This window comes from Halolamina sp. CBA1230 (assembly GCF_002025255.2).
GTDB lineage: Archaea > Halobacteriota > Halobacteria > Halobacteriales > Haloferacaceae > Halolamina.
On the sequence record NZ_CP054587.1, the window covers coordinates 1,822,795 to 1,849,350 of the forward strand.

Below are 26,556 nucleotides of genomic sequence, written 5' to 3' on the forward strand. Positions count from 1 at the left end.
TAACTATGGCTGTGGAGCCCAGATGGACACGTATGGGTGAACCGTCCCCCGAGGAAGCGACCGATCAGCGGTACGACGTCCGCTGGTACGACCCCGACGACCGGGACGATATCCTCTCGCTGTTCGAGCGAGTGTGGGGGACCGATCGGGAGGCGGACTGGCTCGCCCACACGTACGAGACCAACCCCTACTTCGACGAGCCGACGATGATCGTGGCCGACGCGGGCGGCGAGGTCGTCGGCGCTCGCCCGTTCGTTCCGTTCCCGATGCGGGCTGACTCGGCCGATCTCGTCGCCGCGTACCTCAACAACGCGATGGTCCACCCCGACCATCGGCGGCGTGGACTGTTCTCGCGGATGATGGAGCGGACGGTCGACGCGCTCGACGAACACGGCGTGTCGCTCCTGTTCAACTTCGCGAACGAGAAATCAGCCCCCGGCTACAGGGAGATGGGGTTCGACGCGCTCGGAACCGGCCCGAGGAAGTCGCTACGCGTCCAGCGGCCGGGACGGTACGTCCGTGACCGACTCGATACGCCGCTCGACCCGGGCGTCGGCGCGGTGGCGAACACGGTGATGCGGGGGTATCACGCCGTCAGGCGGCTCAGGAGATCCGTTCCGGAAGAGTGGCGGGTCGAGCGCCGTCGCGGCGTTCCCGCCGACGAGCTCGCCAGCCTGTACGACACCCGCCCACCGCGCTCGCTCCACGCCCGCAGGGAGGAGCCGCTCTATCGGTGGCTCGAGGCCGACCCGCACTGGAACCACGAGACGTTTCTCGCGTCGACCGACGGCTCGCCCGCGGCGGCGGCCGTGATCCGCACCCGCCCGGGGGCATCCCCCGAAATCGTCGACGCGGTTCCGTCGACGTTCCCAGCCGGCGGGGGAGCCGCGCTGCTCGAGGCGGTCCTCACGGAGCACCGGTCCGCACCGGCGATCTCGGTCACCGGCCCGGTCGTCAACGAACGGCTCTGTCGGCCGTCGCTGCTGTCGGCGTTCGGCTTCCTCCCGTCCGAGCACCCGCTACTGTCCCGGTTCACCGCCGGCGAGGACACTGCGTTCGTCCACGCCTTCGAGGACGCCGACCTCCCCGACGGGTTCGACGTGCTGGACGCCGAGAACTGGCGCGTTCGGGTCCGTTGAGTCGGCACGCCCCGCCGACGCGGCACCGACCAGTTTTTCCCGACCCCACGCCCACCCACGCCCATGACCGACGACCTGATCGAGGCGCTCCGGGACGCCGACGCGGTCCGGTTCGGCGAGTTCGAACTCTCCCACGGCGGCACCAGCGACTACTACGTCGACAAGTACCTGTTCGAAACCGACCCGCGCTGTCTTCGCCTGATCGCCGACGCGTTCGCCGACCGCCTCGACGGCGAGAAGCTCGGCGGCGTCGCGCTGGGCGGCGTCCCGCTCGCGGCGGCCACGAGCATCACCGCCGACGTGCCCTACGTGATCGCCCGGAAGGAGCAGAAGGAGTACGGGACGGGCAACCGCATCGAGGGCCGCCTTGCTGAGGGCGAGGAGGTCGTCGTCGTCGAGGACATCGCCACCACCGGCCAGTCCGCGGTCGACGCCGTCGAAGCGCTGCGTGACGCTGGCGCCGAGGTGAACCGCGCGCTGCTGGTCGTCGACCGCGAGGAGGGCGGCCGCGAGAACCTCGCCGAGCACGGCGTCGAGATGGAGGCGCTCGTGACCGCCTCGGAGCTGCTGGACGAACGGTAGCTGCTCCCCTCGCTACGCACATCGCTGTCCGTTTTTCGTACGCGACGTCTTCGACGTGTTCATGGTTGTGCAACAGTGAGGGTGTCCATGAACCGTGCAGAGAAGGCGGCCCTGCAGCTACGGGCCGTCGCCGTCCTGCGGACGCTGAAGCGCAGCCGAACGTACGACGAACTCGCGGAGCTCACCGGCCTGCCGGCGGGCGATCTGAACCGCTACGTCAACGGGCACGTGCTGCCCGGCGTCGAGCGCGCCCGCGAGACCGTCGAGAGCGTCGGGAAGGAAGCGCTGTCGGAGGAGCTGGAGTCCCGGATCTCCGTCGACGACGAGGGGTACGTCGACAACAGCGAGGTCGTGTTCGACCAGTCGTTCCTCGACCTCGTCGCGCCGGTCGCCGCCGAGTCGTTCGCGTTCGACCGCCCGGACGTGGTGCTGACCGCCGCGACCGACGGGATCACCCTCGGCGCCGCGATGGCCTCCTACTTCGACGCCGACATCGCCTACGCCAAGAAGCGCAAGGAGACCGCCGTCGAGGAGTTCATCGAGTCCCGCCAGCGACTGGCTTCCGGGATCGAACTCACCTACTACCTCCCCGCCAGCGCGGTCTCGGCGGGCGACACCGTGCTCGTCGTCGACGACCTGATCCGCTCCGGCGAGACCCAGGAACTGCTGCTCGACATCGTCGACCAGTCCGACGCCATCGTCGGCGGCGTGTTCACCCTGATCGCGGTCGGCGACGAGGGGATGGACCGCGCCCGCGAGATCACCGACGCACCGGTGGGCGCGCTGACGACGTTCGAGGATCACTGAGGCCGCCCCGCTGCGGCCAGCCTACCCATATTCGTGTATAAACTTCCCAGATAGCGGCGGCGACACGCCACTCACCCAGCAGGTTTGGGCGCGTTTGTGCATACCGTTGGGAAAGCCTCAAGTACCAGTCCGTCTCGATGTGCACCTATACGGATGGGTCTCACAGAGACGCTGGCCGACTACTTCGACATCGATAGCCGCGACACCACCGTCAGGACCGAACTCCTGGCGGGGTTGACCACGTTCTTGACCATGAGCTACATCGTGGTCGTCAACCCCGCGATCCTGGCCGACGCCATCCTCTCGGACGGCGGTGTCGGCGTCGGGCGGGGGCAACTGATCGCGATGCTCGCCGTGGTCACGATCATCTCCGCCGCGGTGGCGACGCTGATCATGGCGCTGTACGCCGACCGCCCGTTCGCGCAGGCGCCGGGGTTGGGGCTGAACGCCTTCTTCGCGTACACGGTCGTGATCGGGATGGGCGTCCACTGGACGACCGCGCTCGCGGCCGTGGTCGTCGAGGGGATCCTGTTCATCGCGCTCACCGCCGTCGGCGCGCGGGAGTACGTGATCAAGCTGTTCCCCGAACCGGTCAAACTCGCCGTTGGGTCCGGGATCGGCCTGTTCCTCGCGCTGATCGGCTTCGAGTCGATGCGGGTCGTCGCGGGCGACGCCGCGACGTTCGTCACGTTCTCGCCGGTGTTCGCCGAAGACCCCGTGGCGCTGATCTCCGTCGCCGGCCTGCTGTTCACGTTCGCGCTGTACGCCCGCGGGATCCGGGGGTCGATCGTGATCGGGATCCTCGGGACGAGCGTCGTCGGCTACGCCGCCGCGGCGCTCGGGTACACCGCGTACAACCCCGAGAACGTCCCCGGCGACGCCTCGATCGCGACGGACATCTTCCTCACCGGCTCGACGACGACGTACAGCCTCGCGGCGTACGACATCCGGCCGCTGGCGGGCGCGTTCCTCGAAGGGTTCGGCAACGTCGACGCGTTCACGTTCGCGCTGATCGTGTTCACCTTCTTCTTCGTCGACTTCTTCGACACCGCGGGCACGCTGGTCGGCGTCGGCCAGACCGCGGGGTTCCTCGACGAGGACGGGAACCTCCCCGAGATCGACAAGCCGCTGATGGCCGACGCGGTCGGCACCACCGTCGGCGGGATGCTCGGCACCTCGACGGTGACGACGTACATCGAGTCCGCCACCGGCGTCGAGGAGGGCGGCCGCACGGGCCTGACGGCGCTGACCGTCGCGGGGCTGTTCATCCTCTCGCTCGCGTTCGTCCCGCTGGCGGCCGCGATCCCGGAGTACGCCTCCCACATCGCGCTGGTGGTCATCGGCGTCGTGATGCTGGGCAACGCCGTCGAGGTCGCGTGGGACGATCTCACCTACGCGATCCCGGCCGGGATGACGATCATGGTGATGCCCTTCACGTTCTCGATCGCCTACGGCATCGCCGCGGGGATCGTCTCCTACCCGATCGTGAAGTTCGCTGCCGGCGAACTCGACGACACCCATCCCGGCCAGTGGCTGTTGGCGGGCGCGTTCGTGGTCTACTTCGCGGTGCGGACTAGCGGCGTGATGTAGCAGTAGACAGTTGCGCGATTTCTCCGTTCGGAGCATCCGCGAAACAGCTGGTGAGTAGTTCGTCCAAACCTATGAGTGGCGGAAGTAATATTCAACGCCACCCACAACCAAGATAATTATGAGAAAGAACGGCCAGACGCCGTAGTATAGCGGGGTGAACGACTCCATCGACGTGGAGAATAAGTCCCAGAAACAGTAGCCCGTGAGCAGGACAGTCAGCAGGAGCGGACTACCAAGTCGATTACGGACGGTAAGATATGTGGGGAGCGCGCCCATCGCCCAGAGGCCACCAATCCAGTACGACCATGTTGCGACGAAATTGAGCCGACTCACGTTCGGCCCCGGCCCGGACAGATTCAACATGGCCTCTCCATACCATAGGAGCAGCCCGAGATTCACGAATCCGGCTATTACTGCCACCGCGAGGTGCCGATTTCGTTCAGTCATCCTCCTACCACCTTCGACATATTCTCGTAGAGTCAGGGAACTGGTAAATGCCTTGTCTGTATCTATCGATAGGGGGATAGCACGGTTATCTAAATCGGCCCTTTGTCCTTACCATTCCATTATTAGGAGTCAGATGTAAGGTGAAGACAGTATGAAACGCAGGGAATTACTCGGGGCTGGTGCGTTAGCGCTCTTAGGAGGTGGTGCTGCCGGGACAGCCGTTGGGCTCGGCCCTTTGGCGTCAAAGGACACTTCAGAACCGGCTTATTTCGAGTTAGAACCGATCACATACGAACGAGAGCCGCTCCTACTCCAAGCACCTACAGATGCAGTTCCTCGCGGGGAATCTATCACATTTGAACTCCAACATACTGGAGAATCTGAGAACATTAGTGTTGGATGTCACATTCCGTGGGCCATCCAGAAATTCGAAGACGGAACATGGAAGCACGCTGTATGGACAGACCAACGATGGCACCTCCTCTGTGCTACGTTGATATCTCCCGGTGACACTCTCACTATAACTGTCCCCCTGTCACCAACAGCATTAGCTGAGGATCATGGTGTCAGCGAAGAGGAAGCCGAAGTTACATTCACACCTGGAAAGTATCGGTTCGTCGTGTTTGCAAACCCTCCATTAGCAGTCAATTTCCGCGTTGTTCCGACGGAATAGACCGCCGGAATAAGATGGCAATTCGGTTTCTAAGCTGTTCTACTGTGCCTATCGCGCTTGTCTTGGATAAGGAGAAAGGCGTTTCAAGTAGTCCTCGGTTGGCGTCGATCCAACCGCCAATCTCTCCCAAGTACGTACAACGGGATACCGAATACAAGCGAGTAGAGGGTGAAAATCGTAGGTACCCACACTGCTGGTGCGGCAGAGGAGAATGGGCGACCGATTACGACCATCCCGATACTGATCGGTACAAGAACTAATGAAACTGCAATTATTCGTCTCTTAGTCGTGTTCATGGTTCCGACGATTAACGGAATCACCACTCCAGCAGAGAGTGCGAAGTTCCGGAAGATCGCAGATTCACTACTAAGAAGGATTGCCAGAAGAAGAGTGCCCACGCAGGCAACCGCGGCTCCTATGACACTCTTTATAGCGGACTGAGTAGATCGATCAGACCGAAGATTCCACTCAACAAGAACTCCTGCGGCAATGTAGACTGCACCCCACCATCGTAAAAACGAGAAAGACGCAATATCAATTCCGGGAAGAATGGAAAGGAAATTCAAGACACTTGACGGAAAAGCCAACGCTACGAGCCCCATAGAGACCACTAACGCGGCTGTCTTGGAGCGGAGCATATCAGAGACAATCTCACCCAAAGGGAAGTGCTTTGTGCGGATATAGATTATTGAGTTTACTTCGGTATCGTAGTGTGAGTAGTTCCGCTATTCTTAGCGATTGGTGCTTCACCTGAACACATCGTTACAAATCATACTTTGAGGGGTCACAAAGTGCGATACGCGCCTCATCGGTAGAGACGCTGATTATCACGACTTCCAACCCGTGTTCAGTGGCGATGTTGCGTATGCTTTCCGGGGCATTTTCTGGGTCGGTTCCCACAGCACTACGCCCCAGTAGCGCGAGAATCCGTATCCAAAGTGGTTGGTTCTCGTGTTTCAGTCCTCCCTCACGTGGGATATTGCCGGAGACCCACTCACCAGACAGCCCCGGCACGGCCGTATCGCCGCTATCGAACTCGAATCCAGAATAGCCTGCCTCTTTGAGTTCTTGTCTCACACGTTCCCAATCGGTCATTAGTCGTCTAATCGAACAATACTGACGTAAATATGCCGCCTGTACTGAATGATACGTTCTTCACCTAAATTGAGCAAAAATCAGAGTGATAATTCTGAAAAAAGTGCCCAACTACTTTTTTAAACTAGCGTAGCAGACTGTGTGGTGGAATATACTTCTAGCTATGGGCCGGATTATTCTTACCCTCTCCTATGTTGACTCGAAGGGACTATTGTTTTGGAGGCCAGTATGCGATTAAGTTGGACCAACAACACGGAAAGGAGAGTGATGGAGAAATAACGTGGACTGTACAGACTCGTGGTATTCGGAAGCTGCCACGCCGCATTAAATATACGATCGCTGACTTCAGCCACTCGCTATGGTGGTCAACACTTGCGATAATTCCTTCCAGTCTGTTAGCTCTCGGGGTGTTCCTTGGCGGTGAAGGTGTGGCCTTCTATGAGATGTATTGTGCAATAATGCTAATTGTCCTTTTCCAGTCCTCAGAGCGGTTCATTGAAACTACAGTAAGTGTGGGCGAGGGTGAAATGACCGTGAGCTACCCTATGGGCGATCCCACAATGTATGGGAACAACCACGAAACGATCATCGAATTCGACGATCTTGAGGGAGTTCGATTCTTTTCGTTCGGAGATGATACGCTTGTCCGACTAGACCAAAAGCGATCATTCGCAGAGGGGAGTGCTTTCCTTATCCCACAGGAGAGTAAATCCCGATTCTGTAAGCTCCTCCATCAGCAGGGGGTTTCGATTCAGGAACGAACTCGCTCTGAGTCTGCTGATTGGATACGTAAGAGAACGGTTGTAACGACTCTATTGCTTTTCGTGATTCCGATTGCCGGCTTTGTGATATGGCCAATTCGGGTTCTACTCCCGTACTTGTTAGTGGTTCTCGTCAACCTGAGCCTTGCAGCGTTACAAGGAGAATAAGTCTCCTGAATCTACCACCGACCGGAGCTCCAGCACCGTTCAGACGACCTCACCCAGAATGGCAGGTAACCGAGGGTCATGATGCCATATTCACCCGGTGTACCCTGATTCAGGGTTCATTTCGCCGGGTATAGGCGGGCAAACGGACCCACGTTCCCGTACTTGCGGAACCAGTACCAAATGAGTGGAACTCCAATAACGGTTGGCCAGAGCCAGCTCACGACTGGTGAGACGTTACTGAAGTTGACAACCGACACTGCCGTGACCGTAGCGATGTACGCCCCCATCATTCGTCCGAGATGCTCAATCATCCATGGGCCTCGCCGGTCCGAACTACGGAACTCCCGGATATCAGAGACTCCCACGAGAAGGCCGATAGAACCGAAAACGACCATCACTGTTCCGAACGCATCCCCACCAAGAAGAAAACCAGCACCCCATCCCCCGAGGAACAGACACGCGCCGACGACGAGAACTGCAGCTATCCAATCGATTCGCTCAACAGTGTCCGTGGACCGTTTCCGGGAAAGAACTCGATAGCCAGAAAACGCGAAGTAGCCACTAAAAACGGCAACTAGTGTGAGAAATATCCGATTCGGGGTTGGGTCGAAAACGAGTAATGGAAGAACAGTTCCGACGACCACACTCATTGCTCCGACGTAGACCCGGCCAGCAAGCCGGTGGCGATGGCCGCCTTTTGTGGTGGCAAGTGCACCGACACCCGCTAGCAGCGCAGTAACTCCCGCAGCAATGTGAATCCAAAGTATAGCTGTTTCAGGAGTCGGCATGGCCTACGTCTGGCTGGAGAGATAATAGCTGTATAGGGCGTATCTCTCTCAGATACGCCGGTATTTTACCTGAACAAAGAACCGTGCGACCGACTACTGGCGGCGTACCCGGAATCGCAACACCTTCCCTCGCTCCCCCGTTTGCGCGACTATGCAACGCAGTCTCCCGTCCCGCCTGTGGCTGGTCCGCGGGATGGCGCTCCTCCTCGTCCTCTCGCTGCTGGCGCCCGCCGCCGGCGCGGCTCTCGGCGTCGGCGGCGGCGACGACGCGGGGCCGAGCCAGCTCGGGCCCGGCACCGTCGAACAGCCGGCCGACAACGCCACCGTCGTCGGGATTCAGGGGTACCACTTCCAGGGCCAGGGGAACCGCAAGAAGCCGGCCCGTGTGGTCTCGGCGGACGGCAACGCCACCACCAACTGGGCGTACGAGGACGCGCTCGGCTCGCGGTGGTTCTACGACGTCGACCCGCTGCCGAACGGGAACCTCCTCGTCGTCTCCACCAACCCCGGCGGGACGACCGTGTTCGAACTCGATCGCGAGAGCCGCGAGCGCGTCTGGGAGGAGACGCTGCCGTACCACGACACCCACGACATCGACGTGTACAACGACACGCACCTCGCGATCGCCAACATGCGGCAGTGGAACGACTCCTGTGACTGCTCGAACGACCGCGCGGTGCTGTACGACCGCGAGGACGGCGAGGTCGACTGGGAGTGGACGTTCCGCAACCACTACCCCAACTCCACGGACGGCGGCTTCGCGGAGGACTGGACCCACGTCAACGACGTGGAGGTGATCCGGAACGGCACCGAACTGCTGCTCTCGCCGCGGAACTTCGACCAGGTTATCGCGGTGAACATCGAGTCCAAGGAGATCACCGAACGCCTCGGCGAGGACGGCGACCACTCGACGCTGTACGAACAGCACAACCCCGACTGGCTGACGACCGAGGAGGGCGATCCGACGATCCTCGTCGCCGACAGCGAGAACGACCGCGTGATCGAGTACACGAAAAACGAGCAGGGCGAGTGGGAGCACGTCTGGAGCGCCGGCTCCTCGGCGTCGCTCTCCTGGCCCCGCGACGCCGACCGCCTCCCCAACGGGAACACGATGATCGTCGACTCGATGAACCACCGCGTGATCGAGATCACGCCGCAGGGCGAGATCGTCTGGGAGTACTTCGCCACCTGGTCGCCGTACGACGCCGAACGCATCGGCACCGGCGACGAGTCCAACGGGCCGACGATGCGCGACCAGGGCGTAAGCGGCCACAAGGCGGTGTACGGCTCCGCCGGCGGGCTCTCGGCCACGTTCTCCTCGTGGCTCGCGGGGAGCGCACAGGGGACGGTCGTCGAGGGGCCGGTCATCGAGTTCGCGGGGCTCTGGGGGCGGCTGGCGCCGTGGTTCCAGCCCGTCTGGCTCGACTCCTGGGAGTTCGCGGGCGTGATCGGTGCGTTGCTGCTGCTGGCCGGCTGGGGGCTCTCCGAGGCCGTCCGGGAGCGCGAACGGATCGCCGACGGCCTCCGGTCGCTGCGCGAGCGGGCCGTTTGAGGTAGCCTGCACGCTCGCCGGCGTCGCGGCGTTTTTCAGTGTTACACGCCTACTCGTCGGTGATGGCGAACCTCACGCTGTACGAACTCGAAGGCTGTCCGTACTGTGCGAAAGTCAAGGACAAACTGGCCGAACTCGATCTGGCGTACGACTCGGTGATGGTCCCCTCCAGCCACGACCAGCGCGACGAGGTGAAGGAGGTCTCGGGCCAGACCGGCGTGCCCGTGCTCGTCGACGAGGAGCACGGCGTCGAGGGGATGCCCGAGAGCGACGACATCGTCGAGTACCTCGAGGAGACGTACGGCGACAGCGCGTCGTAAGCGGTCGCGTCTCGGTTCTCGTTTTCTGCGGAATCAGACGAGTAGCGACGGTTGAGTTACGGTTGCGGTAGCGGTGCAGTGGCGGTGGACGCCTCGCGGGCGCGATGGTCGCGCCCGCGGGGGGAGGGGTGGGGACTCGGCGCTGTGCCGTTGACGAGAGCCTGCGGCTCTCGTCTGCCAATCAGAAATCTCCGATTTCTGATGATGGGCCTCGTGTCCGACACCCTGCGGTCACAAGTGGCCATGCTTCGAGATGCTGTTGCTGTCGCGGTTTCAGTGCCAACGATCGAGATGCTGTTGCTGTTCGCTGTCGTAGTGGCGTCGCCGTCCTCGCAAAATCTCACAGTCCCCCGATCAGTTCCGACCGAGAACCTCACCCACCGTTCACGCCCTCCGCGATCAGTTCGTGCGACCGCAGCGCCGCCGCCTGCTCCGGCACGACGTGCTGGATCATCATCTCCTCCACCCCGACGCGGTCGGCCAACTGCTCGAACAGCCCCGCGATCGTCCCCGGACCGCCCGAGATCGCGCGCGGCCACTCGTCCTCGTCGAGCGTTTCCGGCGTCGGGTCGGGCACCCCGCCGAGTTCGTCGATCGCCTCCTCGACCGACGGCGTCGTCCCGCGCTCGCCGCGCTGCATCCGCTGGAACGACGCCTCCGCGACCGCCCGCAGGCGCGCGGCTTCCTCGTCGGTCTCGGCGGCGACGGCGTTGAGCGCGACCATCCCCGTCGGCTCCTCGACCCCGCCGGGAAGCGACGACGGCTCGAACGTCTCGCGGTACGCCTCGAACGCCGGCACTGCGAAGCTCGGGCGGATGAACGCCGCGAAACAGAACCGCAGTCCCAGTTTCCCGGCGATCTTCGCGCTGGAGGCGCTGGAGCCGAGCACCCACGGCTCCGGCTCGGCGGCGTCCGACCGCGGGATCTCCACGTCGGCGTACTCGTGACCCGCGGGGAACGCGTCGTAGAGGTGGTTCACCACCGCCTCGATCTTCTCGCGGTGGTCCTCGTCGGGGTTCCGCTGCCGGCGGCTCGTCCCCAGCGCCCGGTCCACGGCGGGCGAGCCGTTCGCCCGCCCCAGCCCGGCGTCGACGCGCCCGGGCGCGAGCCCGTCGAGGACGCCGAACTGCTCGGCGACTTTGAGCGGGCTGTAGTGGTTCAGCAGCACCGCGCCCGAGCCCAGCCGGATCGACTCGGTCTCCGCGGCGAGGTGGCCCAGCAGCACCTCCGGGGCGACGCCGGCGAGGCGGCTCCCCATCCCGTGGTGTTCGGCGACCCAGAAGCGTTCGAACCCCAACTGCTCGGCCTGCTTGGCGGCGTCGACGCTGTTCCGGTAGGCGTCGGTCGCGGTGCCGTCCGCGGGCACCGGCGAGAGGTCGACGGCGGAGAGCTTCATACCGAACGGCGGGGACTGCGGGGGAAAACGGTTCGGCTAGCGGGTCCGGGCGTGGGGTGGGACCGCGGCCGTTCGTCGGGCGTCAGCGGGGGGAGAGTGCGGCGTCAGCAGGGGTGGGATGGTCCGGTGGGCGCCGACGCCTCAGTTGCTCGCGATCTGGCGGCTCCACTCCTCGATCCAACCCTGGAGGTTCCCCCGGAGCTCGTCGTAGGTGAAGCTGACCGCCTCCGGCGGCACCTGGGCGTACTGCTCGTACTCGGCGTGCTCCTCGCCGAACTCGGCGTCGGTGACCGCGGGGAACTGGACGTTCCGCACCGCGATCTCGGCCTGCACCTCGGGGCGGAGCACGAACTCCATGAACGACTGCGCGAGCTCGGGGCTGTCGGTGCTCGCGAACCGGGCCATCCCCTCGGGGTTGGCGTACGCCTGATCGTTCAAAAAGCGGATCTGGTGGCGGTCCATATCCTGTCCCTGTCGGTTGGCGTACACCTGGTCGGTGGAGTAGGAGACGACCATCGGCGCCTCGTCGTTGCTGTACGCGGCGTAGGCGGGGTCCCACTCGTCGAGGATCCGGACCTCGTTCTCCTGGAGGTCCGCCCAGTAGTCGAGGTAGTTCTCTTCGCCTTTCGCCTTGATCGTGTGCAGGAGGAACGCTCGGCCGGTCGCCGAGGTAGAGGGGTTCTGGGCGATCAGATCGCCGCGGTACTGAGACTCCAGCAGCCCGTCGAACGTCTCCGGCGCGACGAACTCGCCGCCGTCGGCGGTCGCGTTCCAGACGAGGCTGATGTACCCCGTGTCGTACGGTACGGCCCGGCCCTTCGGGTCGAAGCCGAGCCCGTCCTTGATGTCGCCGGCGCCGGCGAGATCCGGCGCTTCGGCGAACAGCGACCCGCTCTCCAGGTTCTCGTCGAGGCGGATCAGCCCGTCGACGTTCAGCCCGACGTACACGTCGGCGTCGATCTCCACGTCGGCGTTGGCCCGCTGGATGTACTGGTCGAGCTCGTTCGGCGGCGTCTGGTACACCAGGTCGGCGTCGAACTCCGACTCGAACTGCTGTTTGATCCACGCGCCGGGGCTGGAGCTGACCGCGTCGATGAACGAGCTGTACGTCGCGACGACGAGCGTGCCGCCGCCCTCGGTTTCGCCCACTGTCGTCCCGGCTGCCTCCGTCCCCGTTCCGGTCGGCGTGTCCGTTTCCGTCCCGGTCGGCGAGTCGACCTGCTCGGCCGAACAGCCCGCTAGCAGCGCCGCGCCCGCCGCGCCGGCGCCCGCGAGGAACCGTCGCCTGTCGATGCGTTCGTCGCTCATTACGCAGTGATTTCTCCGGGTTGTAGTTAAGGCGTGCGATCCGCGACAACGACCGCCGGATCGGTCAGCCGCGAACCTCCCCCCGGGACAACGGTTTTGCCCCACCGCTCCGCGTGGGGTGTATGAACAGCGATTGGGGTGAGACCCGGCTGCTCGTGCTCGCGCTGATCGCGCTGACGGCGCTGTCGGCGGTAGTGCTCGCGGAGGTGCTGTACACGGTCGTGTTCGCCATCACGGTGGCGTACACGCTGTTCCCGTTCCGACAGGCGCTCGTCACCCGCGGCTACTCCCGCCGGGCCGCGACGAGCACGGTCACGGGCGTCGCCGGACTGGCGCTGGTGGTCGCGGTCGTCCCGGTGGCGTTCGTGCTCTACCGCCGGCGGTCGGAGCTGATAGATCTCGCCCGCTCGCTCCCGGAGACGATCCCCATCGTCGTCGGGGAGTTCTCGTTCGTGATCGAGACGACGCCGCTGATCGCGGCCGCCGGCGCCGCGCTCCGGGACGCCGCGCTCTCGATCGCGAGCGCCGCGACGGTGCTCTCGCTCAAGGCGCTGCTGTTCGCGATCGTCGTGTACGGCCTGCTCGCGCGACCGGGGTCGGTTCGGACGGTCGCGGTCGGACTCGCGCCCGCGGAGTTCCACGGCGCGCTGGAGCGCTACCACGAGCGGATCCACGCGACGCTGGTCGGGATCTACGTCGTCCAAGCGGCGACGGCCGCCGGCACGTCGGTCGTCGCGTACGTCGTGTTCGCGTTGCTGGGGTACGACGCCGCGCTCACGCTCGCGGTCGTCGCGGGCGTGCTCCAGTTCATTCCGGTGGTCGGTCCCAGCGTCGTCATCGTCGTCCTCGCGGCCATCGACGTGCTCGCGGGGAACGTCCCGCGGGCGACGACGGTGCTGATCGTCGGCCTCGTCGTCGTCGGCTTCCTCCCGGACGCGGTGATCCGGCCCCGACTGGCCGCCGCGACGGGCGAACTGCCGACGACGCTGTACTTCGTCGGCTTCGTCGGCGGCGTGCTCACGATCGGCCCCCTCGGCTTCGTGCTCGGGCCGCTCGCGGTCGGCCTGCTGGTCGAGACGGTCGAACTGCTGTCGACGGTGCCACAGATCGAGGAGGCGCCCGGCCCCGAGGAGCTGGCCGACGAGACGGCCCGCTCCGATCGCGAAGCCGGCATCGAGTAGCTCTCCGACTGCTCACCCCCGCGTCACTCCTCGGTCACCAACTCCCCGCCGCGTTCCTCCCACTCCGTGAGGCTCCCCTCGTACAGGTCGACGTTCTCGTACCCCAACTGCCGAAGCACGAGGTAGGTGTGGCTCACTCGTCTGGCGGTGTTGCAGTACAGCACCGTCCGCTTCCCGGGGACGATCCCGCGCGCTTCCAGCAGCTCCCGGAGTTCGGTCTCGGGGCGCAGTCCGCGCGTGTCCTCGTCGACGAGTTCGCGCCAGTCGAGTCGGACCGCGCCCGGCAGGTGACCCTCCGCGAACTCCCAGTCCTCGCGGGTGTCGACGAGCGTCACGTCGCCCGACTCGGCCGCAGGCAGCAGCGCCTCGACGGCGTCGAAGTCGATCAGCGGCGTCTCGGCGTCGGGGTCGCTCTCGTACTCCCTTGGTGCGGGGTCGACGGCGTCGGTGCTGGTCTCGTACTCGCGCTGCCAGGAACTGAAGTCGCCGTCGAGGACGTGGAGCTTCTCGGGGTCGTGGCCCAGCAGTAGCGCGGTCACGACGAACCGCGACGCGAACACGCCCTGCGTGTCGTCGTAGGCGACGACCTCGCTGTCGCTCCCGATTCCGGCCGCCGCGAGCAGCTCCTCCCACTCCTCGCGGGGCGGCAGTTTCCCAGCCTCGCCCTCGTCGGAACGGAACTCGTCGAAGGGAACGTTGACCGCACCCGGCAGGTGGCCGATGCTGTCGTACTCCCACGGGTCGCGGACGTCGACGACTGCCACGTCGTCGCGCTCCCGGAGCCACGACGCGGGGACGAACGGTTGCATGGGCGGATCGAGGGCCCGCCCCGACTTAGCCCTCCGGATCGTGACACAGCCCGCGCCCCGTGTGCGCCGCTCCACCGTCCGAGAGGCCGGCGAGAGCGACCGCGGTCTGGTCGTTTAAGTGGGACGCTGCCGTACACTCGAGTGAATCATGGTTACAGACTCCGAGTACGCGACCGACGCGCTCGTCTCCGCCGACTGGGTGGAGGAGCATCTCGACGAGTTCCAGAGCGACGACCCCGAGTATCGGCTGGTGGAGGTCAGCGTCGACACCGAGGCCTACGACGAGGTCCACGCCCCCGGCGCTATCGGCCTCAACTGGGAGAGCCAGCTGCAGGATCAGACCCAGCGTGACATCCTGAGCCAGGACGACTTCGAGGAGCTGCTGGGCTCCCACGGTATCGCCAACGACTCGACGGTCGTGTTCTACGGCGACAACTCCAACTGGTTCGCCGCCTACGCCTACTGGCAGTTCAAGTACTACGGCCACGAGGACGCCCGCCTGCTCGACGGCGGCCGCGACTACTGGCTCGAGCACGACTACCCGACGACCACGGAGGAGCCCGACTTCCCCGAGCAGGAGTACACCGCCCGCGGCCCGTTCGAGGACATCCGCGCGTACCGCGAGGACGTCGAGAACGCCATCGACCGCGGCGTTCCGCTCGTCGACGTCCGCTCGCCCGAGGAGTTCCGCGGCGAGGTGCTCGCGCCGCCCGGACTCAACGAGACCGCCCAGCGCGGCGGCCACATCCCCGGCGCCCAGAACATCTCCTGGGCCGCGACGGTCAACGACGACGGGACGTTCAAGTCCGCCGAGGAGCTGCGTGAACTGTACGCCGAGAAGGGGATCGACGGCGACGAGTCCGTCGTCGCCTACTGCCGCATCGGCGAGCGCTCCTCGATCGCGTGGTTCGCGCTCCACGAACTGCTCGGCTACGAGTCGACCGTGAACTACGACGGCTCCTGGACGGAGTGGGGTAATCTCGTCGGCGCGCCCGTCGAGACCGGCGACGCCGAATAGCGACGTCGCCCGCAGCGGTCGACTGCGACCGCCGCTTCCGTGGGCTACAAGCCGCTGCTGGCCCACCATCAGCGTATGGACGCCGACAGCTTCCTCGACGACCTGCGGGACGCTCACGGAACCGAACTCTCGCGGCTGAGCTCCTCGAAAGCCGTCTACGCGCTGACCGACGGGGAGATGGAGGGCGACGCCGTCCGGGCCGGCACCGCGCGCGAACTCCACGAACTCGCGTCGGTTCTCGACGGCTGGGCGACGACGAGCGAGGGCGAGGCGGCCGACCTGTTCGCCGACGCCGCCGAGTTCGCGGCAACGTTTGCCGACGACTTCGACAGCGAGGCGACGGTCCCCGAGGGCGAGTCAGCGACGGGTGTCACCGCCGACGCGCTCGCGGCGTGTGAGAGCGACCGGGAGCGGCTCGCCGGCGCCGCGGCGGCGTTCCTGGTGCTCGAGGAGCTCGCGGGCCAGCTGGTCGGCTTCTTCGTCGGCGACGCCGACCGCAAGAGCGCCGACGAGTTCCGGGAGTTCCGCGCGGAACTGGGCGACTACCGCGACGAGGCGGCCGCCCTGCTCGCGGACCACTGCGAGGGCGAAAGCGACTGGGAGACGGCCCACGAGGTCGGCGCCGACGTGGTCGACGGGGCGTACGACTGGTACGTCGACACCCTCGAATCCATGGGCGTCGAACCGAAGAACGTCTGCTGAGGATCGCTCCTGCGCTACCTATCAGAACCTGCACTCGAAACGAAGGGGCCTACACCCCGCCGACGGTCTCGCGGTAGGCGGTGATCGCTTCCTCGGCGTCGTCGACGTGGCTCGCGACTTCCTCGCTCGCGGCGTCGCGGATCTCCGACAGCGCGTTCAGGTGGCGCGCCAGCCGTCCCTGGTCGGGCCCGCGGTCGGCGGTCGCCAGTTGGGCGAACTGGTCGGACTGCTCGTGGAGGCGCTCCTGCAGGTCCGAGTCGGTCGCGCTCTCGGCGGCTTTTCGGAGTTCCTCGCTCGCGGTCTGGAGTTTCTCCCGAGGCATACGTCCGGGTTCGGCGCGGAGGGACAAAGCCGTTCGGCCGCGGTCAGTCCGCTAACTCCTCGCGACGTTCCCGGACGTTCTCGAGCGCGCTATCGACGCGGTCGCTCACGTCGCCGTCGGTCGTCTCGCGCAGCTCCCCGAGCGCGTGGAGGTGTTGCATCAGGTCGTCGCCGTCCGGTGTCTCCTCGGCAGCCGCGAGCGCGGCGATGCGGTCGGAGAGGTCGTACAGCCGCCGCTGAATCTCCTCGTCGTCGGCTGCGGCGCTGGCGTCCCTCAGTTCCTCGCTCGCCGTGCGGAGTCGGTCGTCGGACATGGCTGGACGGTCGGACCGACGGCGGGAAAGCGGTTCGGCTCGGCGGTGCGAACGGTTCCCACGACCGCGCCGCTCAAGTCCGTCCACCGCCTGCCTTGTGCCAATGAGCGACTCCGAGAGCGGTCCGCTCTCGCCGGACCAACCCGACGCCGAACGACCGTTCCGCGTCGACGCCCCCTTCGAGCCCGCGGGCGACCAGCCCGAGGCGATCGAGCAGCTCGCGGCGGGGTTCCGCGAGGGGATGGACCGGCAGACGCTGCTGGGCGTGACTGGGTCCGGGAAAACGAACACCGTCTCCTGGCTGATCGAGGAGATCCAGCAGCCCACCCTCGTCATCGCCCACAACAAGACGCTCGCGGCCCAGCTGTACGAGGAGTTCCGGGAGCTGTTCCCGGACAACGCCGTCGAGTACTTCGTCTCCTACTACGACTACTACCAGCCCGAGGCGTACGTCGAGCAGTCGGACACGTTCATCGAGAAGGACGCCTCGATCAACGACGAGATCGACCGCCTGCGCCACTCCGCGACGCGCTCGCTGCTCACCCGCGAGGACGTGATCGTCGTCGCCTCCGTCTCCGCCATCTACGGGCTGGGTGACCCGCGGAACTACGTCGACATGTCCCTGCGACTCGAGCAGGGCCAGCAGATCGACCGCGACGAACTGCTGGGGCGGCTGGTCGACCTGAACTACGAGCGCAACGACGTCGACTTCACGCAGGGCACGTTCCGCGTCCGGGGCGACACCGTGGAAATCTTCCCGATGTACGGCCGCTACGCCGTGCGCGTGGAGTTCTGGGGCGACGAGATCGACCGTATCCGGAAAGTGAACACCCTCGAGGGCGAGGTCGTGAGCGAGGAGCCGGCCGTGCTGCTCCACCCGGCGGAGCACTACTCGATCCCGGAGGACCGCCTGCAGGAGGCGATGGCCGAGATCGAGGAGCTGATGGAGGACCGCGTGCGCCACTTCGAGCGACAGGGCGACCTCGTCGCGGCCCAGCGGATCGAGGAGCGAACCACGTTCGACCTCGAGATGCTGCAGGAGACGGGGTACTGCTCGGGGATCGAGAACTACTCGGTCCACCTCTCGGACCGCGAGCAGGGGGAGGCGCCGTACACGCTGCTCGACTACTTCCCCGACGAGTTCCTCACCGTCGTCGACGAGTCCCACCAGACGCTGCCGCAGATCCGCGGGCAGTTCGAGGGCGACAAATCCCGCAAGGACTCGCTGGTCGAGAACGGGTTCCGCCTCCCGACCGCTTACGACAACCGCCCGCTCACGTTCGAGGAGTTCGAGGCGAAGACCGACGAGACGCTGTACGTCTCGGCGACGCCGGGCGAGTACGAGCGCGAGGAGTCCGACCAGATCGTCGAACAGATCGTCCGACCAACCCATCTCGTCGACCCCGCGGTCGAGGTCACGAGCGCGCAGGAGCAGATCGACGACCTGATGGACCGCATCGACGAGCGCATCGAGAACGACGAGCGCACGCTCGTCACCACGCTCACCAAGCGGATGGCCGAGGATCTCACCGAGTACCTCGAGGAGGCGGGCGTGAACGTCGCGTACATGCACGACGAGACCGACACGCTGGAGCGCCACGAGATCATCCGCTCGCTCCGCCTCGGCGAGATCGACGTACTCGTGGGTATCAACCTCCTCCGTGAAGGACTCGACATCCCCGAAGTGAGCCTCGTCGCGATCCTCGACGCCGACCAGGAGGGGTTCCTGCGCTCGGAGACGATGCTGGTCCAGACGATGGGTCGCGCCGCGCGGAACGTCAACGGCGAGGTGGTGCTGTACGCCGACAAGCGCACCGACGCGATGACGAGCGCCATCGAGGAGACCCGCCGGCGTCGGGCGATCCAGCAGCGCTACAACGAGGAACACGGGTTCGAACCGACCACGATCCAGAAGGAGATCGGCGAGACGAACCTCCCGGGGAGCAAAACCGACGCCTCCGGCGCCGCGAACGCGGAGGTCGGCGACGCCGACGACGCGGCTCGCCAGATCGAGCAGTTGGAGGACCGGATGGAGGAGGCGGCCGACAACCTCGAGTTCGAACTCGCGGCGGACATCCGCGACCGCATCAGGGAGCTCCGCGAGGAGTTCGACCTCGACGGCGGCGACGAGGGCGTCGCGCCGGAACCCGACGCGGAGTTCTAGCGCGTTCGGGCTGACGGTGTCAGCGTCTCGGTCCTGTCGCCGAGGAGGCCGCCGTCGTCGGTTTCGTTCCCGTCGTCAGTCTCGGTTCCGTCGTCAAGGAGGCCGCCATCGTCAGTTTCGTTCCCGTCGTCGAGAAGCCCATCGTCGTCGCCATCGTCAGTCTCGTTTCCGTCGTCGAAGAGATCGCCGTCGTCAGTTTCGTTCCCGTCGTCGAGAAGGCCGCCGTCGTCAGTTTCGTTCCCGTCGTCGAAGAGACCGCCGTCGCCATCATCAGTCTCGTTCCCGTCGTCGAAGAGACCGCCGTCGATCGGGGCGTGTTTCGAGGCGTTGAGCGATCCGAGCCCGCCGATCACCTCGCCCGCGATCGCGCGGGCTGCCTCGGCGACCTCGCCACCGCCGGTACGGTTGGCCTGCTGGAGGATCGAGCGCACCTGACTCACGTTCGCGCCGTGTTCTCGGAGCGTGGGCTCGGGCAGCGACGCGGCGGCGGTCGCGGTCTGATCCGCTCGCCGCTCGACCGCCCGGATCTGGGCGCTCAGCCCGGCGAGCTGGGCCTGGTACTGGGCCTGACCGATGCTACCGTTCTCGTAGGCCTGCTTGAGGCGGGTCTTCTCGGCTTCGAGTTCCTCGATCCGTTCGGCCAGCCGCTGCTGCTGCTGGGCCACGATCCGCGCTTTCGAGCCGTTGGACGCCGCGGCCGCCAGCTGCCGGGTGAGCGAACGCTGTGCGATTTCGCTGTCGATCTCGGCTTCCTGGACGCCGACGACGCCCGCGAACGCGGCACCCGGCTCCGGTCCGTCCGCCGGCGTGGCCTGCGCGCTGGACAGCGTCGCGGCCGCGGGGACGCTGCCGACGAGCACGGCGAGGGCGACGGCGACGACAGCGGCTCGGTTCATACCCGACAGATCAGACACCCACTCCTAAAAACCGTCCACTCCCTCCACTCGGGTTCACCCCGATTAACCGAGTTTAACGCCGTGTCACCGAACGATCACTCCTCGTCGGGGAGCTTCAGTACGTTCTCACGACCCAGTCGGAACGACTCGACCTCCCCGTCGTCGCGCAGGTCGCCGACCACCTGGCTGGTGCGCGCGGCGCTCCAGTCGAGCTCCTCGGTGACGGTTTTCTGCTTCATTCGACCGCCGTTCCGTTCGATCAGCCGAAGGACGCGCTCCTCCGGGCTCAACAGCTCCTCGGGCGGGTCGTCGTCCGTCGTCCCGGGTCCGCCGCCGGCTGCTGCACCGTCCGGTGGTCCGTTGTCGCTCTCGGCCTCGTTCGGCGGCTCACCGTCACCGGCGCCGTCGACGGGCGGACCGCCACTGGCGTCGGACAGGACCGATCCAGGGTTCTCCCGACGGTAGTACCACAGCACCCCGGCGGCCGCGAACAGCGCGATGCCGACCACCACACCCCACGGCGGGGCCGAGTTCGCGGTGCGCAGCACCACCCGGGGCTGCCCCACGTCGAACTCGCGGGGGCCGGTCCACGTCACCGAGTTCTCGTCCTCGCTGTCCGGTTCGGGTTCGACGAGGGAGATCCGGTACTCCTCGGGCCACTCGATCGTGAGTTCGGTGTCGGCGTCGAGGAACATCCCCGCGAGCACCTCGTCGACCGCCAGCTGGCCGTCGCTCGCGTCGGCGAACCCGACCCAGTCGAACCCGTAGCGAACGATGCCGTACTCGCCGCTGATCGGGCTGGTCGTCGCCTCGACGCTGACGTTCTCGACGGCCATCTCCCGCCCGGTCGCGTTCTCGGCGGTCGCGACCGTCGACTCCATCCGCGAGGCGAACTGTCCGCGGTAGTCGCTCGTGCTCCGCTCGATGTCCTGCTGGAGGCTCTCGAACGCCTCGGTAGTGTTCTCGCTGTCGAGCGCGACGCGGTACTCGACCGTCCATCGGGCGTCGCCGTCCTCGTCGAGGTCGGCCTCGAGCATGACCGAGTCCGTCCCCAGGTCGCCGGTCTGGAGCCCCGAGAACTCCGCAGCGGCGCCGACTCCGGACGTGACCAGCAGGAGGGCCAGTGTGGTCACCACAACGCACCGTCGATCCATTCGCTCGGACGTGGGGTGCCCCGGAGTATATGCGTTGCCGTCCGGGTCGAACGCCGACTTCGGGCAGAACGCCGCCGAAACGGCCACAGCCCTTTTGCTGGCTGCCCGCTCACCCACGCGGTATGGACACGCGAGGCAACCTCGAAGCCGAGGACCTGTTGAAGCTGATACTGGTGCTGGTGGTGGCGTGGCTGGTCATCGGCCTGCTCGGCGAAGTGCTCGAACTGTTCACCGGCCTGCTCGGCTTGCTCCCGGACCTACTGGGGGTCGTCATCATCGTGCTGGTGATCCTCTGGCTGCTCGACCGGATCTGACCGGCGACGACGCGCTTTTCACCGCCGACCGCCCAGTGCTCGGCGTGACCCGTCGCGCCGACAGCACCGCCGTCGTCCGCCAGCAGTGAACCTCCGCGTCCCGCCAGCGGTCAAACGCCTCGCCGACAGCCTCTACCCGCAACTCACCTCCTTCGAGCAGGTGCGCGAGCGCCACACGCTCGTCGTCAAACGCATCGAGGCCGACACGTGGCGCGAGGGCCGCGGCGGCGTGCGCGAACGCCTCCGGCGCGTGCTCGACGAGACCAAACCGTTCCCGGTCCGGATCGACGGGATCGACTACTTCGCCGACCCGCCCGACGGCCGCGGGCCGGTGGTGTACCTCAGCGTCGAGAGCGAGGGGATCCACCAGCTCCATCGGCGGCTCTGCCGGGAGTTTCCGGTGGTCGGCGAGCTGGAGGGGGAGAACTACGTGCCACACGTCACGCTCGCCCGCGGGGGGAGCGTCGCCGACGCCGAGCGCGTCGCCGGAACCGAGATCGACCCCGTGGAGTGGACCGCCGAGCGCGCGCTGACGTGGGATCGCGAACACCGCGAGGCGGTCGATCGCTTCCGGCTACGGGGCTGAACCGCGGAACTTCGGCCGCGATCGGCAAAAGAAGTGTGGGCGATTTTGGCCGGCCTAAAGCGCTGAAACGCCCGTTCTCTCGGTTGGAACCACAAGACCCTATATGGTGGCAGAAGAACCACCGGGTGATGCCAACCGTCGAATACCTCAACTACGAAGTGCTTGACGACCACGGCTGGTCGATGGACGACGACGACCTGTTCGAGCAGGCCGCCGACGCGGACCTCGACGCCGAGGACTACGGCACGCTCGAAGTGAATCAGGGCGAGTACATCCTCGAGGCGGCGGAGGCGCAGGGGTACGACTGGCCGTTCTCCTGTCGCGCCGGCGCGTGTGCGAACTGCGCCGCCATCGCGAAGGAGGGCGAGATCGACATGGACATGCAGCAGATCCTCAGCGACGAGGAGGTCGAGGAGAAGGACGTCCGCCTGACCTGTATCGGCTCGCCCGCCACCGACGAGGTCAAGATCGTCTACAACGCCAAGCACCTCGACTACCTCCAGAACCGCGTCATCTGATTTAGTAGCTCAGTGCGAGCTCATGGTCCGCGAGCGCTTTCGTTTTTGCGCTGCGGGCGTTATCTGCGGGTAGAGGCACTTATACCCTTGGACTAGCGTGTAGTGTCTGCTGGTTGAGAATAGATTCTGCGGGGGTCGATTCTAGGTACCGAGTATCCAACCTTGTCCGGGTCTTACCTGCAGGTGCGCCGGGAGCGACCGCCACCGGCGCGGGCATCACGCCGACAAAGGAAGTGCCTGTCGTGGTCCCTCACGACAACCCCTTCTCTGGTCTAGGCAGCGATTATCTACATCACCACAACCAGTACGCTCGGGTATGTGCTGTGAAGGACCGCCGTGGGTCGTTCTGCGTGCGTTCAACGGTATGCACCACGCGTTTGTCGATGCGTTCTACACCAAACTCGAAGCATTCGCGAAAGCGCACGAGCTAGCGAGAGATCAACAGCAACAGCGTGAGGGCGAGATAGAGTTCGGAACGACCGCGCACGACTTGCCGCCCAGCAGAGGAGTCACGGAGTGCGAGTTCGTTGGTGTGGTTGATGATGCGAGATGGGTGGTGTTCCAATCATGAGCGAGCCTGTAACTGCGGCTCAAGAAGCCGTCACGAACGCGATGCTCGCCGGCATCATCGCCTGCGGAGCACTCAGCCTCACCCTCATCCAACACTTCAACCTCACCACCCCGATCTCCTACGCCATCCTCACAATGACGACCTTCGTCGTCTCAGCCTATCTCATCCCGAACCTCATCGCGCTCTGGCTCGGACGCACGCTCGACGACATCATGACTGACGATACGCCAACAACGCCCAGTCAAGCACGGCAATAGCGCGGTCGTACTCGTCGCCTGGTCTGATAACGTCGGTGTTTCTGTCCCACTCGATGACGCCTTCAAGCGCCTCAAGGTGCTGTTGGTACAAACTGATGTTCGTTCGCTTGCGCTTCTGCGCAGTCATCCGTTCATTTCGATAAGCTATCTGGTTCACTCTCGTCACTAGCTCAGTCCTCCGGAGTTCCGATTCTCCTCGTAGAGCGGTCAACACGTGTATTCTTCGTGGCGAGGAGAGTAGGTGCAGCAGGTCGGTCAGGTCGTCGATTTCGTTGTTGGTGTACTTCGGGTTCGGTGTTGGTGTTGTCGTAGCCATAGATGCCTACAGGGCACCTTGGTCGGGCATCTATGGCGCCGCAGAGGGTGGGTTCGAGGCGGGCAGAACCGGGTCCCCGCCACTGGTATTGGTCAAAAGAAGGAGTTAGTCGTCGGCGGCGTCGTCTTCGGTGGTGGTGTCGATGACGGCGAGCGTGAGTGTGTCTTCGCCGGCGAGGTCGGTGCCGAGGTACGCGCGTCCGCGGTCGTCGGTGCTGACGACGCGGATGTCGGCGACTTCGTCGGGGTCGATGGTCACGGTGATGTCGTCGTCAGTCATCGGTGTCACCCCCGCCGTCGATGATTTCGATGTCGGTGTTGATGTCGATGGAGCTGCGTTTGATTGGTTTCGATGCTTCGAGTCGTTCTGCGAGGTCTGCTCGCAGTACGGTGTTTTTCAGGTACATATTTGCCTGAGACCGCTCCGCGGGAATCGAACCCGGGTAGGTGCGCCAGCAGCGGCGAGAGTCGAGCGCGTTAGTCTTGCAGCGTCATCAGCGTGTTCTGCTTGCTGTCGATGATAGACCACAACTGCTCATCGACGATATCGACGAATCGTTCACTCGTCATGAACGGTTTTGCTGGGCAAGACACGGCAGCGAATCCGGGGTTGTCGCGCAGGTGTTCGCCGGGTCGGGTTTTGATGACGTCGGTTGGGTAGGCTTCGTCCTCCAGACCCAGGATGCAGGTTGCGCCGGAGTAGATGTCGGTGTCGGCGGTTCGAGCTTCGTGGAATAGCTCGCTGAGGCGCGTGTCACCGATGCTTTCGGCTTGTTCGAGTTCTTCTCGCAGTTCTTCGAGGGCGGCCATTTCGTTCTTGAGTTGTTCGGTGCGGCTGTCGTCAGCTGTGTTTTCTTTCTGTCTCATTGCAACTGTATGTATACCCCTGATAGGTATAAACCTGTGGGGTAAAGAGTGGATAAATTACCCCACACTCAAGTGACAAATACATAAACGAACGCACCCACGCGGGCACGGGTGAAAGCTGCGAGAACCCTCAACACGCCCGAGAACACGCCACAGAGAACCTGACGCAGCACACACCCATCGCCACACCCACCACTATTGCCAAACTTATTTACTTAACACATTATTAAAATTAATCACTATGAATCCGCTACACACCGCGGCTGAATCGACAGCAGAAGCAGCATCAATCAGCCCGACTGGCATGTTCGTCGTCGGGGTCGGCGTTACGCTCGTCGGCGTCTATCTGCTCTACCACAACCCGGGGAAGGGACCGTACTGCAGCGACTGTGACATCCACGCCACACACGACTCAGACTACTGCCCCGTCTGCGGCTCGGGCGACCTGGAACAGCACCAGCGTCCGCGAGGCATCGATAACCTGGCGGAGTGGGCAACCAACCTCGGTCAGACCACGGACGGTGATGGCGATGAGTGACGATGCACATGCCGGGACCCACTGGGATGACTGCCCGACATGCGGCACCCACACTGATGTAAACATCTACCAGATACACTGGTACGAACTGAAGGTCATACAGGTACGTTTTTGCTCCGAATGTTGCACCAAATACGCGGCGGAATTTGAATTCTCGGAGCGGGATATCATACGTGACGCCCCATCAGACCCGGACGGTGATGGCGATGAGTGATGAAATCCTCGTTATGTGCGACGGCGCCGATGGTGACGGCACCCGCTGCGACCGGCTGTTACTCGTCCCGGCAGATACGCGCGATGCGGCGCACTACTGCCCCGAACACCAACCAGGAAGCGACCGCAGCAAGGTGACAGCATGACGGTCAGTACGCTCGTGCGTCGATTCCTGATGGCTTACGCCGCGGTCACGACTGTCGCGCTGCACGCCGGCGTCGGGGCGCACTACTGGTACCTCTCGACCACGTGCACTCCCGAGAATTGCCTAGGAGTCGCGATTGCCGGGAGCATCCTGCGGGCGGTCGTGGTCGGGCTCGCGCTCGCCACAGTCGCGGTAATGGCTGCAGACAGCATGCTACGACGACATTACAGCAGCGCCAAAGCCTAAGCACCGCCTATCCAACCACCCGCAGCTCAACCTCTCACTCAACATGACCAACAACAACGACAGCGACGGCGACGACGATGAGGAGTGGAAGGAGCCGTACCCGGACGACATGCCCGACGACGGCTGGCCAGACGATGAAGACCCGCCCGACATCGACGACCTCGACGACGATGGCGACGGGAAGGAGCCGATTCCTGACGACCAAGGTGCTGGTAAGAGCAGCGAAGATGAGTGGATTCTGTCTACGACGCCGATAGAGCGTGTGTGCAGCGTTATCAGAACGACATACGACCCGAGAACCGTGAGTGAGCTGGCGGAGCGAGCAGTCGCTCCCGAGGAGACGGTGAGGACCGTCGTTGAGGTGTTGCTAGAAATCGACGTGGTGGTGGTCGAGGAGACCGAGCGCGGGCAGGGTTACAGGGCGACTTCGACGTGGTGGGACTTCCAGAAGGCGTCGAGTCTAGCCGATTGGAAGCGAACCGAGGACCTGCTCCGCAGCGCGCGCGAGAAGGTCGAGAGGTATCAGCAGAAGTATGGGGTGGAGAGTCCCGATGAACTGCAGGCTACCGAGCGAGAACTGACCGAGGAGGAGTTGCGGGACTTGTCGTGGTGGCGGAGCGCGGAGAAGGAGATTATGACGCTTCGGTTGGGGGAGGTGCTGGCTGAGTATCGAGAGGAGATCAAGGATAACGATGACCCCGGTGAATGACCGGTGTGAGAAGGTTCTGCTAACCACCCGATTCTGCCGAGAACACTACTCAGACACGCCCTAATCGGTGGTATCCCCACAGCCTTAAACTC

35 protein-coding genes are annotated in these 26,556 nt (G+C 64.5%); 20 read left to right on the forward strand and 15 right to left on the reverse strand.

What is annotated here, in order from left to right:
• Positions 1–32: 32 nt before the first annotated feature.
• The 4 genes from B4589_RS09610 to B4589_RS09625 all read left to right on the forward strand — a co-directional run bounded on the left by B4589_RS09610 (position 33) and on the right by B4589_RS09625 (position 4,118).
• On the forward strand, positions 33–1,139 hold the full coding sequence (locus tag B4589_RS09610; RefSeq protein ID WP_158081162.1) for a GNAT family N-acetyltransferase: 1,107 nt from the start codon (positions 33–35) through the stop codon (positions 1,137–1,139).
• A 63-nt stretch (positions 1,140–1,202) separates the two neighbouring features.
• Positions 1,203–1,721, forward strand: coding sequence for an orotate phosphoribosyltransferase (gene pyrE / locus B4589_RS09615; protein ID WP_079234065.1), 519 nt, complete (start codon positions 1,203–1,205; stop codon positions 1,719–1,721).
• A gap of 87 nt (positions 1,722–1,808) precedes the next feature.
• Positions 1,809–2,528, forward strand: coding sequence for a phosphoribosyltransferase family protein (locus B4589_RS09620; protein WP_079234066.1), 720 nt, complete (start codon positions 1,809–1,811; stop codon positions 2,526–2,528).
• A 153-nt stretch (positions 2,529–2,681) separates the two neighbouring features.
• A complete protein-coding gene (locus B4589_RS09625; protein WP_079234067.1) occupies positions 2,682–4,118 on the forward strand; it encodes an NCS2 family permease in 1,437 nt (478 codons plus the stop codon).
• 69 nt (positions 4,119–4,187) lie between these two features.
• Here the strand turns inward: B4589_RS09625 and B4589_RS09630 are convergent, their stop codons facing one another.
• From B4589_RS09630 to B4589_RS09640, 3 genes are all read right to left on the reverse strand, one after another.
• Positions 4,188–4,565 (reverse strand): hypothetical protein, encoded by a 378-nt coding sequence (locus B4589_RS09630; RefSeq protein WP_079234068.1) that lies wholly within the window; start codon positions 4,563–4,565, stop codon positions 4,188–4,190.
• Positions 4,566–5,321: 756 nt separating this feature from the next.
• Entirely contained in the window at positions 5,322–5,876 is a 555-nt protein-coding gene (locus tag B4589_RS09635; protein WP_143414304.1) for a hypothetical protein, read from the reverse strand.
• A gap of 124 nt (positions 5,877–6,000) precedes the next feature.
• On the reverse strand, positions 6,001–6,333 hold the full coding sequence (locus B4589_RS09640; RefSeq protein WP_079234069.1) for a hypothetical protein: 333 nt from the start codon (positions 6,331–6,333) through the stop codon (positions 6,001–6,003).
• Between the two features lie 239 nt (positions 6,334–6,572).
• Between B4589_RS09640 and B4589_RS09645 the strand changes: the two genes are divergently transcribed.
• On the forward strand, positions 6,573–7,262 hold the full coding sequence (locus B4589_RS09645; protein ID WP_143414305.1) for a hypothetical protein: 690 nt from the start codon (positions 6,573–6,575) through the stop codon (positions 7,260–7,262).
• Positions 7,263–7,378: 116 nt separating this feature from the next.
• Here B4589_RS09645 and B4589_RS09650 read toward each other — a convergent pair whose 3' ends face one another.
• A complete protein-coding gene (locus B4589_RS09650; protein ID WP_079234070.1) occupies positions 7,379–8,050 on the reverse strand; it encodes a hypothetical protein in 672 nt (223 codons plus the stop codon).
• Between the two features lie 151 nt (positions 8,051–8,201).
• Here B4589_RS09650 and B4589_RS09655 point away from each other — a divergent pair, with 151 nt between their 5' ends.
• Both B4589_RS09655 and B4589_RS09660 read left to right on the forward strand, forming a co-directional pair.
• Positions 8,202–9,602 (forward strand): aryl-sulfate sulfotransferase, encoded by a 1,401-nt coding sequence (locus B4589_RS09655; protein WP_079234071.1) that lies wholly within the window; start codon positions 8,202–8,204, stop codon positions 9,600–9,602.
• A gap of 62 nt (positions 9,603–9,664) precedes the next feature.
• Positions 9,665–9,922: a glutathione S-transferase N-terminal domain-containing protein gene (locus tag B4589_RS09660; protein ID WP_079234072.1), complete on the forward strand. Its 258-nt coding sequence runs from the start codon at positions 9,665–9,667 to the stop codon at positions 9,920–9,922.
• A gap of 373 nt (positions 9,923–10,295) precedes the next feature.
• Here the strand turns inward: B4589_RS09660 and B4589_RS09665 are convergent, their stop codons facing one another.
• Together B4589_RS09665 and B4589_RS09670 are read right to left on the reverse strand one after the other, a co-directional pair.
• Positions 10,296–11,318, reverse strand: a complete 1,023-nt coding sequence (locus tag B4589_RS09665; protein WP_079234073.1) for an LLM class flavin-dependent oxidoreductase — start codon at positions 11,316–11,318, stop codon at positions 10,296–10,298.
• 141 nt (positions 11,319–11,459) lie between these two features.
• Positions 11,460–12,611, reverse strand: coding sequence for a thiamine ABC transporter substrate binding subunit (locus B4589_RS09670; protein ID WP_079235211.1), 1,152 nt, complete (start codon positions 12,609–12,611; stop codon positions 11,460–11,462).
• Between the two features lie 137 nt (positions 12,612–12,748).
• Between B4589_RS09670 and B4589_RS09675 the strand changes: the two genes are divergently transcribed.
• Positions 12,749–13,807: an AI-2E family transporter gene (locus B4589_RS09675; protein WP_079234074.1), complete on the forward strand. Its 1,059-nt coding sequence runs from the start codon at positions 12,749–12,751 to the stop codon at positions 13,805–13,807.
• A gap of 23 nt (positions 13,808–13,830) precedes the next feature.
• Here the strand turns inward: B4589_RS09675 and B4589_RS09680 are convergent, their stop codons facing one another.
• Positions 13,831–14,616, reverse strand: a complete 786-nt coding sequence (locus B4589_RS09680) for a sulfurtransferase (protein ID WP_079234075.1) — start codon at positions 14,614–14,616, stop codon at positions 13,831–13,833.
• A 148-nt stretch (positions 14,617–14,764) separates the two neighbouring features.
• Here B4589_RS09680 and B4589_RS09685 point away from each other — a divergent pair, with 148 nt between their 5' ends.
• Both B4589_RS09685 and B4589_RS09690 read left to right on the forward strand, forming a co-directional pair.
• The gene (locus B4589_RS09685; protein ID WP_079234076.1) at positions 14,765–15,634 is read left to right on the forward strand and encodes a sulfurtransferase; all 870 of its coding nucleotides are present in this window, start codon (positions 14,765–14,767) and stop codon (positions 15,632–15,634) included.
• Positions 15,635–15,709: 75 nt separating this feature from the next.
• Entirely contained in the window at positions 15,710–16,336 is a 627-nt protein-coding gene (locus B4589_RS09690) for a hypothetical protein (protein ID WP_079234077.1), read from the forward strand.
• A 49-nt stretch (positions 16,337–16,385) separates the two neighbouring features.
• Here the strand turns inward: B4589_RS09690 and B4589_RS09695 are convergent, their stop codons facing one another.
• Positions 16,386–16,658 (reverse strand): hypothetical protein, encoded by a 273-nt coding sequence (locus tag B4589_RS09695; RefSeq protein WP_079234078.1) that lies wholly within the window; start codon positions 16,656–16,658, stop codon positions 16,386–16,388.
• Positions 16,659–16,701: 43 nt separating this feature from the next.
• Positions 16,702–16,971 (reverse strand): hypothetical protein, encoded by a 270-nt coding sequence (locus B4589_RS09700; protein ID WP_079234079.1) that lies wholly within the window; start codon positions 16,969–16,971, stop codon positions 16,702–16,704.
• 103 nt (positions 16,972–17,074) lie between these two features.
• Between B4589_RS09700 and uvrB the strand changes: the two genes are divergently transcribed.
• The gene (gene uvrB, locus B4589_RS09705; protein ID WP_079234080.1) at positions 17,075–19,135 is read left to right on the forward strand and encodes an excinuclease ABC subunit UvrB; all 2,061 of its coding nucleotides are present in this window, start codon (positions 17,075–17,077) and stop codon (positions 19,133–19,135) included.
• Here uvrB and B4589_RS09710 read toward each other — a convergent pair.
• Together B4589_RS09710 and B4589_RS09715 are read right to left on the reverse strand one after the other, a co-directional pair.
• Positions 19,132–20,031 (reverse strand): hypothetical protein, encoded by a 900-nt coding sequence (locus tag B4589_RS09710; protein WP_079234081.1) that lies wholly within the window; start codon positions 20,029–20,031, stop codon positions 19,132–19,134. The two genes, uvrB and B4589_RS09710, sit on opposite strands and share 4 nt — an antisense overlap.
• Positions 20,032–20,126: 95 nt before the next feature.
• Positions 20,127–21,185: a DUF4897 domain-containing protein gene (locus tag B4589_RS09715; RefSeq protein WP_079234082.1), complete on the reverse strand. Its 1,059-nt coding sequence runs from the start codon at positions 21,183–21,185 to the stop codon at positions 20,127–20,129.
• A 122-nt stretch (positions 21,186–21,307) separates the two neighbouring features.
• Between B4589_RS09715 and B4589_RS09720 the strand changes: the two genes are divergently transcribed.
• The 5 genes from B4589_RS09720 (at position 21,308) to B4589_RS09740 (ending at position 23,431) form a co-directional block, all read left to right on the forward strand.
• Complete coding sequence (locus tag B4589_RS09720; RefSeq protein WP_079234083.1) at positions 21,308–21,499, forward strand: hypothetical protein; 192 nt, start codon at positions 21,308–21,310, stop codon at positions 21,497–21,499.
• 85 nt (positions 21,500–21,584) lie between these two features.
• Positions 21,585–22,085, forward strand: coding sequence for a 2'-5' RNA ligase family protein (locus B4589_RS09725; protein WP_079234084.1), 501 nt, complete (start codon positions 21,585–21,587; stop codon positions 22,083–22,085).
• 128 nt (positions 22,086–22,213) lie between these two features.
• Complete coding sequence (fer, locus tag B4589_RS09730) at positions 22,214–22,603, forward strand: ferredoxin Fer (RefSeq protein WP_079234085.1); 390 nt, start codon at positions 22,214–22,216, stop codon at positions 22,601–22,603.
• 364 nt (positions 22,604–22,967) lie between these two features.
• On the forward strand, positions 22,968–23,174 hold the full coding sequence (locus B4589_RS09735; protein ID WP_079234086.1) for a hypothetical protein: 207 nt from the start codon (positions 22,968–22,970) through the stop codon (positions 23,172–23,174).
• Entirely contained in the window at positions 23,171–23,431 is a 261-nt protein-coding gene (locus B4589_RS09740; protein ID WP_079234087.1) for a hypothetical protein, read from the forward strand. The genes B4589_RS09735 and B4589_RS09740 overlap by 4 nt, the downstream gene beginning before the upstream one ends.
• Here the strand turns inward: B4589_RS09740 and B4589_RS09745 are convergent.
• The 4 genes from B4589_RS09745 to B4589_RS09755 all read right to left on the reverse strand — a co-directional run bounded on the left by B4589_RS09745 (position 23,385) and on the right by B4589_RS09755 (position 24,613).
• Complete coding sequence (locus B4589_RS09745; RefSeq protein ID WP_143414306.1) at positions 23,385–23,747, reverse strand: hypothetical protein; 363 nt, start codon at positions 23,745–23,747, stop codon at positions 23,385–23,387. The genes B4589_RS09740 and B4589_RS09745 overlap by 47 nt on opposite strands.
• Positions 23,748–23,852: 105 nt before the next feature.
• Entirely contained in the window at positions 23,853–24,026 is a 174-nt protein-coding gene (locus tag B4589_RS09750; RefSeq protein WP_158081163.1) for a hypothetical protein, read from the reverse strand.
• Positions 24,019–24,153, reverse strand: coding sequence for a hypothetical protein (locus B4589_RS18190; protein WP_255246068.1), 135 nt, complete (start codon positions 24,151–24,153; stop codon positions 24,019–24,021). Before B4589_RS18190 ends, B4589_RS09750 begins: the two co-directional genes overlap by 8 nt.
• Positions 24,154–24,223: 70 nt before the next feature.
• Positions 24,224–24,613 carry a hypothetical protein gene (locus B4589_RS09755; RefSeq protein WP_079234088.1) on the reverse strand — a complete coding sequence of 130 codons (390 nt, stop codon included), beginning with the start codon at positions 24,611–24,613 and terminating at the stop codon, positions 24,224–24,226.
• Positions 24,614–24,854: 241 nt separating this feature from the next.
• Here B4589_RS09755 and B4589_RS09760 point away from each other — a divergent pair, with 241 nt between their 5' ends.
• The 4 genes from B4589_RS09760 (at position 24,855) to B4589_RS09775 (ending at position 26,464) form a co-directional block, all read left to right on the forward strand.
• The gene (locus B4589_RS09760) at positions 24,855–25,151 is read left to right on the forward strand and encodes a hypothetical protein (protein WP_143414307.1); all 297 of its coding nucleotides are present in this window, start codon (positions 24,855–24,857) and stop codon (positions 25,149–25,151) included.
• A complete protein-coding gene (locus B4589_RS09765; protein WP_143414308.1) occupies positions 25,144–25,365 on the forward strand; it encodes a hypothetical protein in 222 nt (73 codons plus the stop codon). The genes B4589_RS09760 and B4589_RS09765 overlap by 8 nt, the downstream gene beginning before the upstream one ends.
• 141 nt (positions 25,366–25,506) lie before the next feature.
• Positions 25,507–25,755, forward strand: coding sequence for a hypothetical protein (locus B4589_RS09770; protein WP_143414309.1), 249 nt, complete (start codon positions 25,507–25,509; stop codon positions 25,753–25,755).
• 43 nt (positions 25,756–25,798) lie between these two features.
• The gene (locus B4589_RS09775; protein ID WP_079234091.1) at positions 25,799–26,464 is read left to right on the forward strand and encodes a hypothetical protein; all 666 of its coding nucleotides are present in this window, start codon (positions 25,799–25,801) and stop codon (positions 26,462–26,464) included.
• Positions 26,465–26,556: the final 92 nt, after the last annotated feature.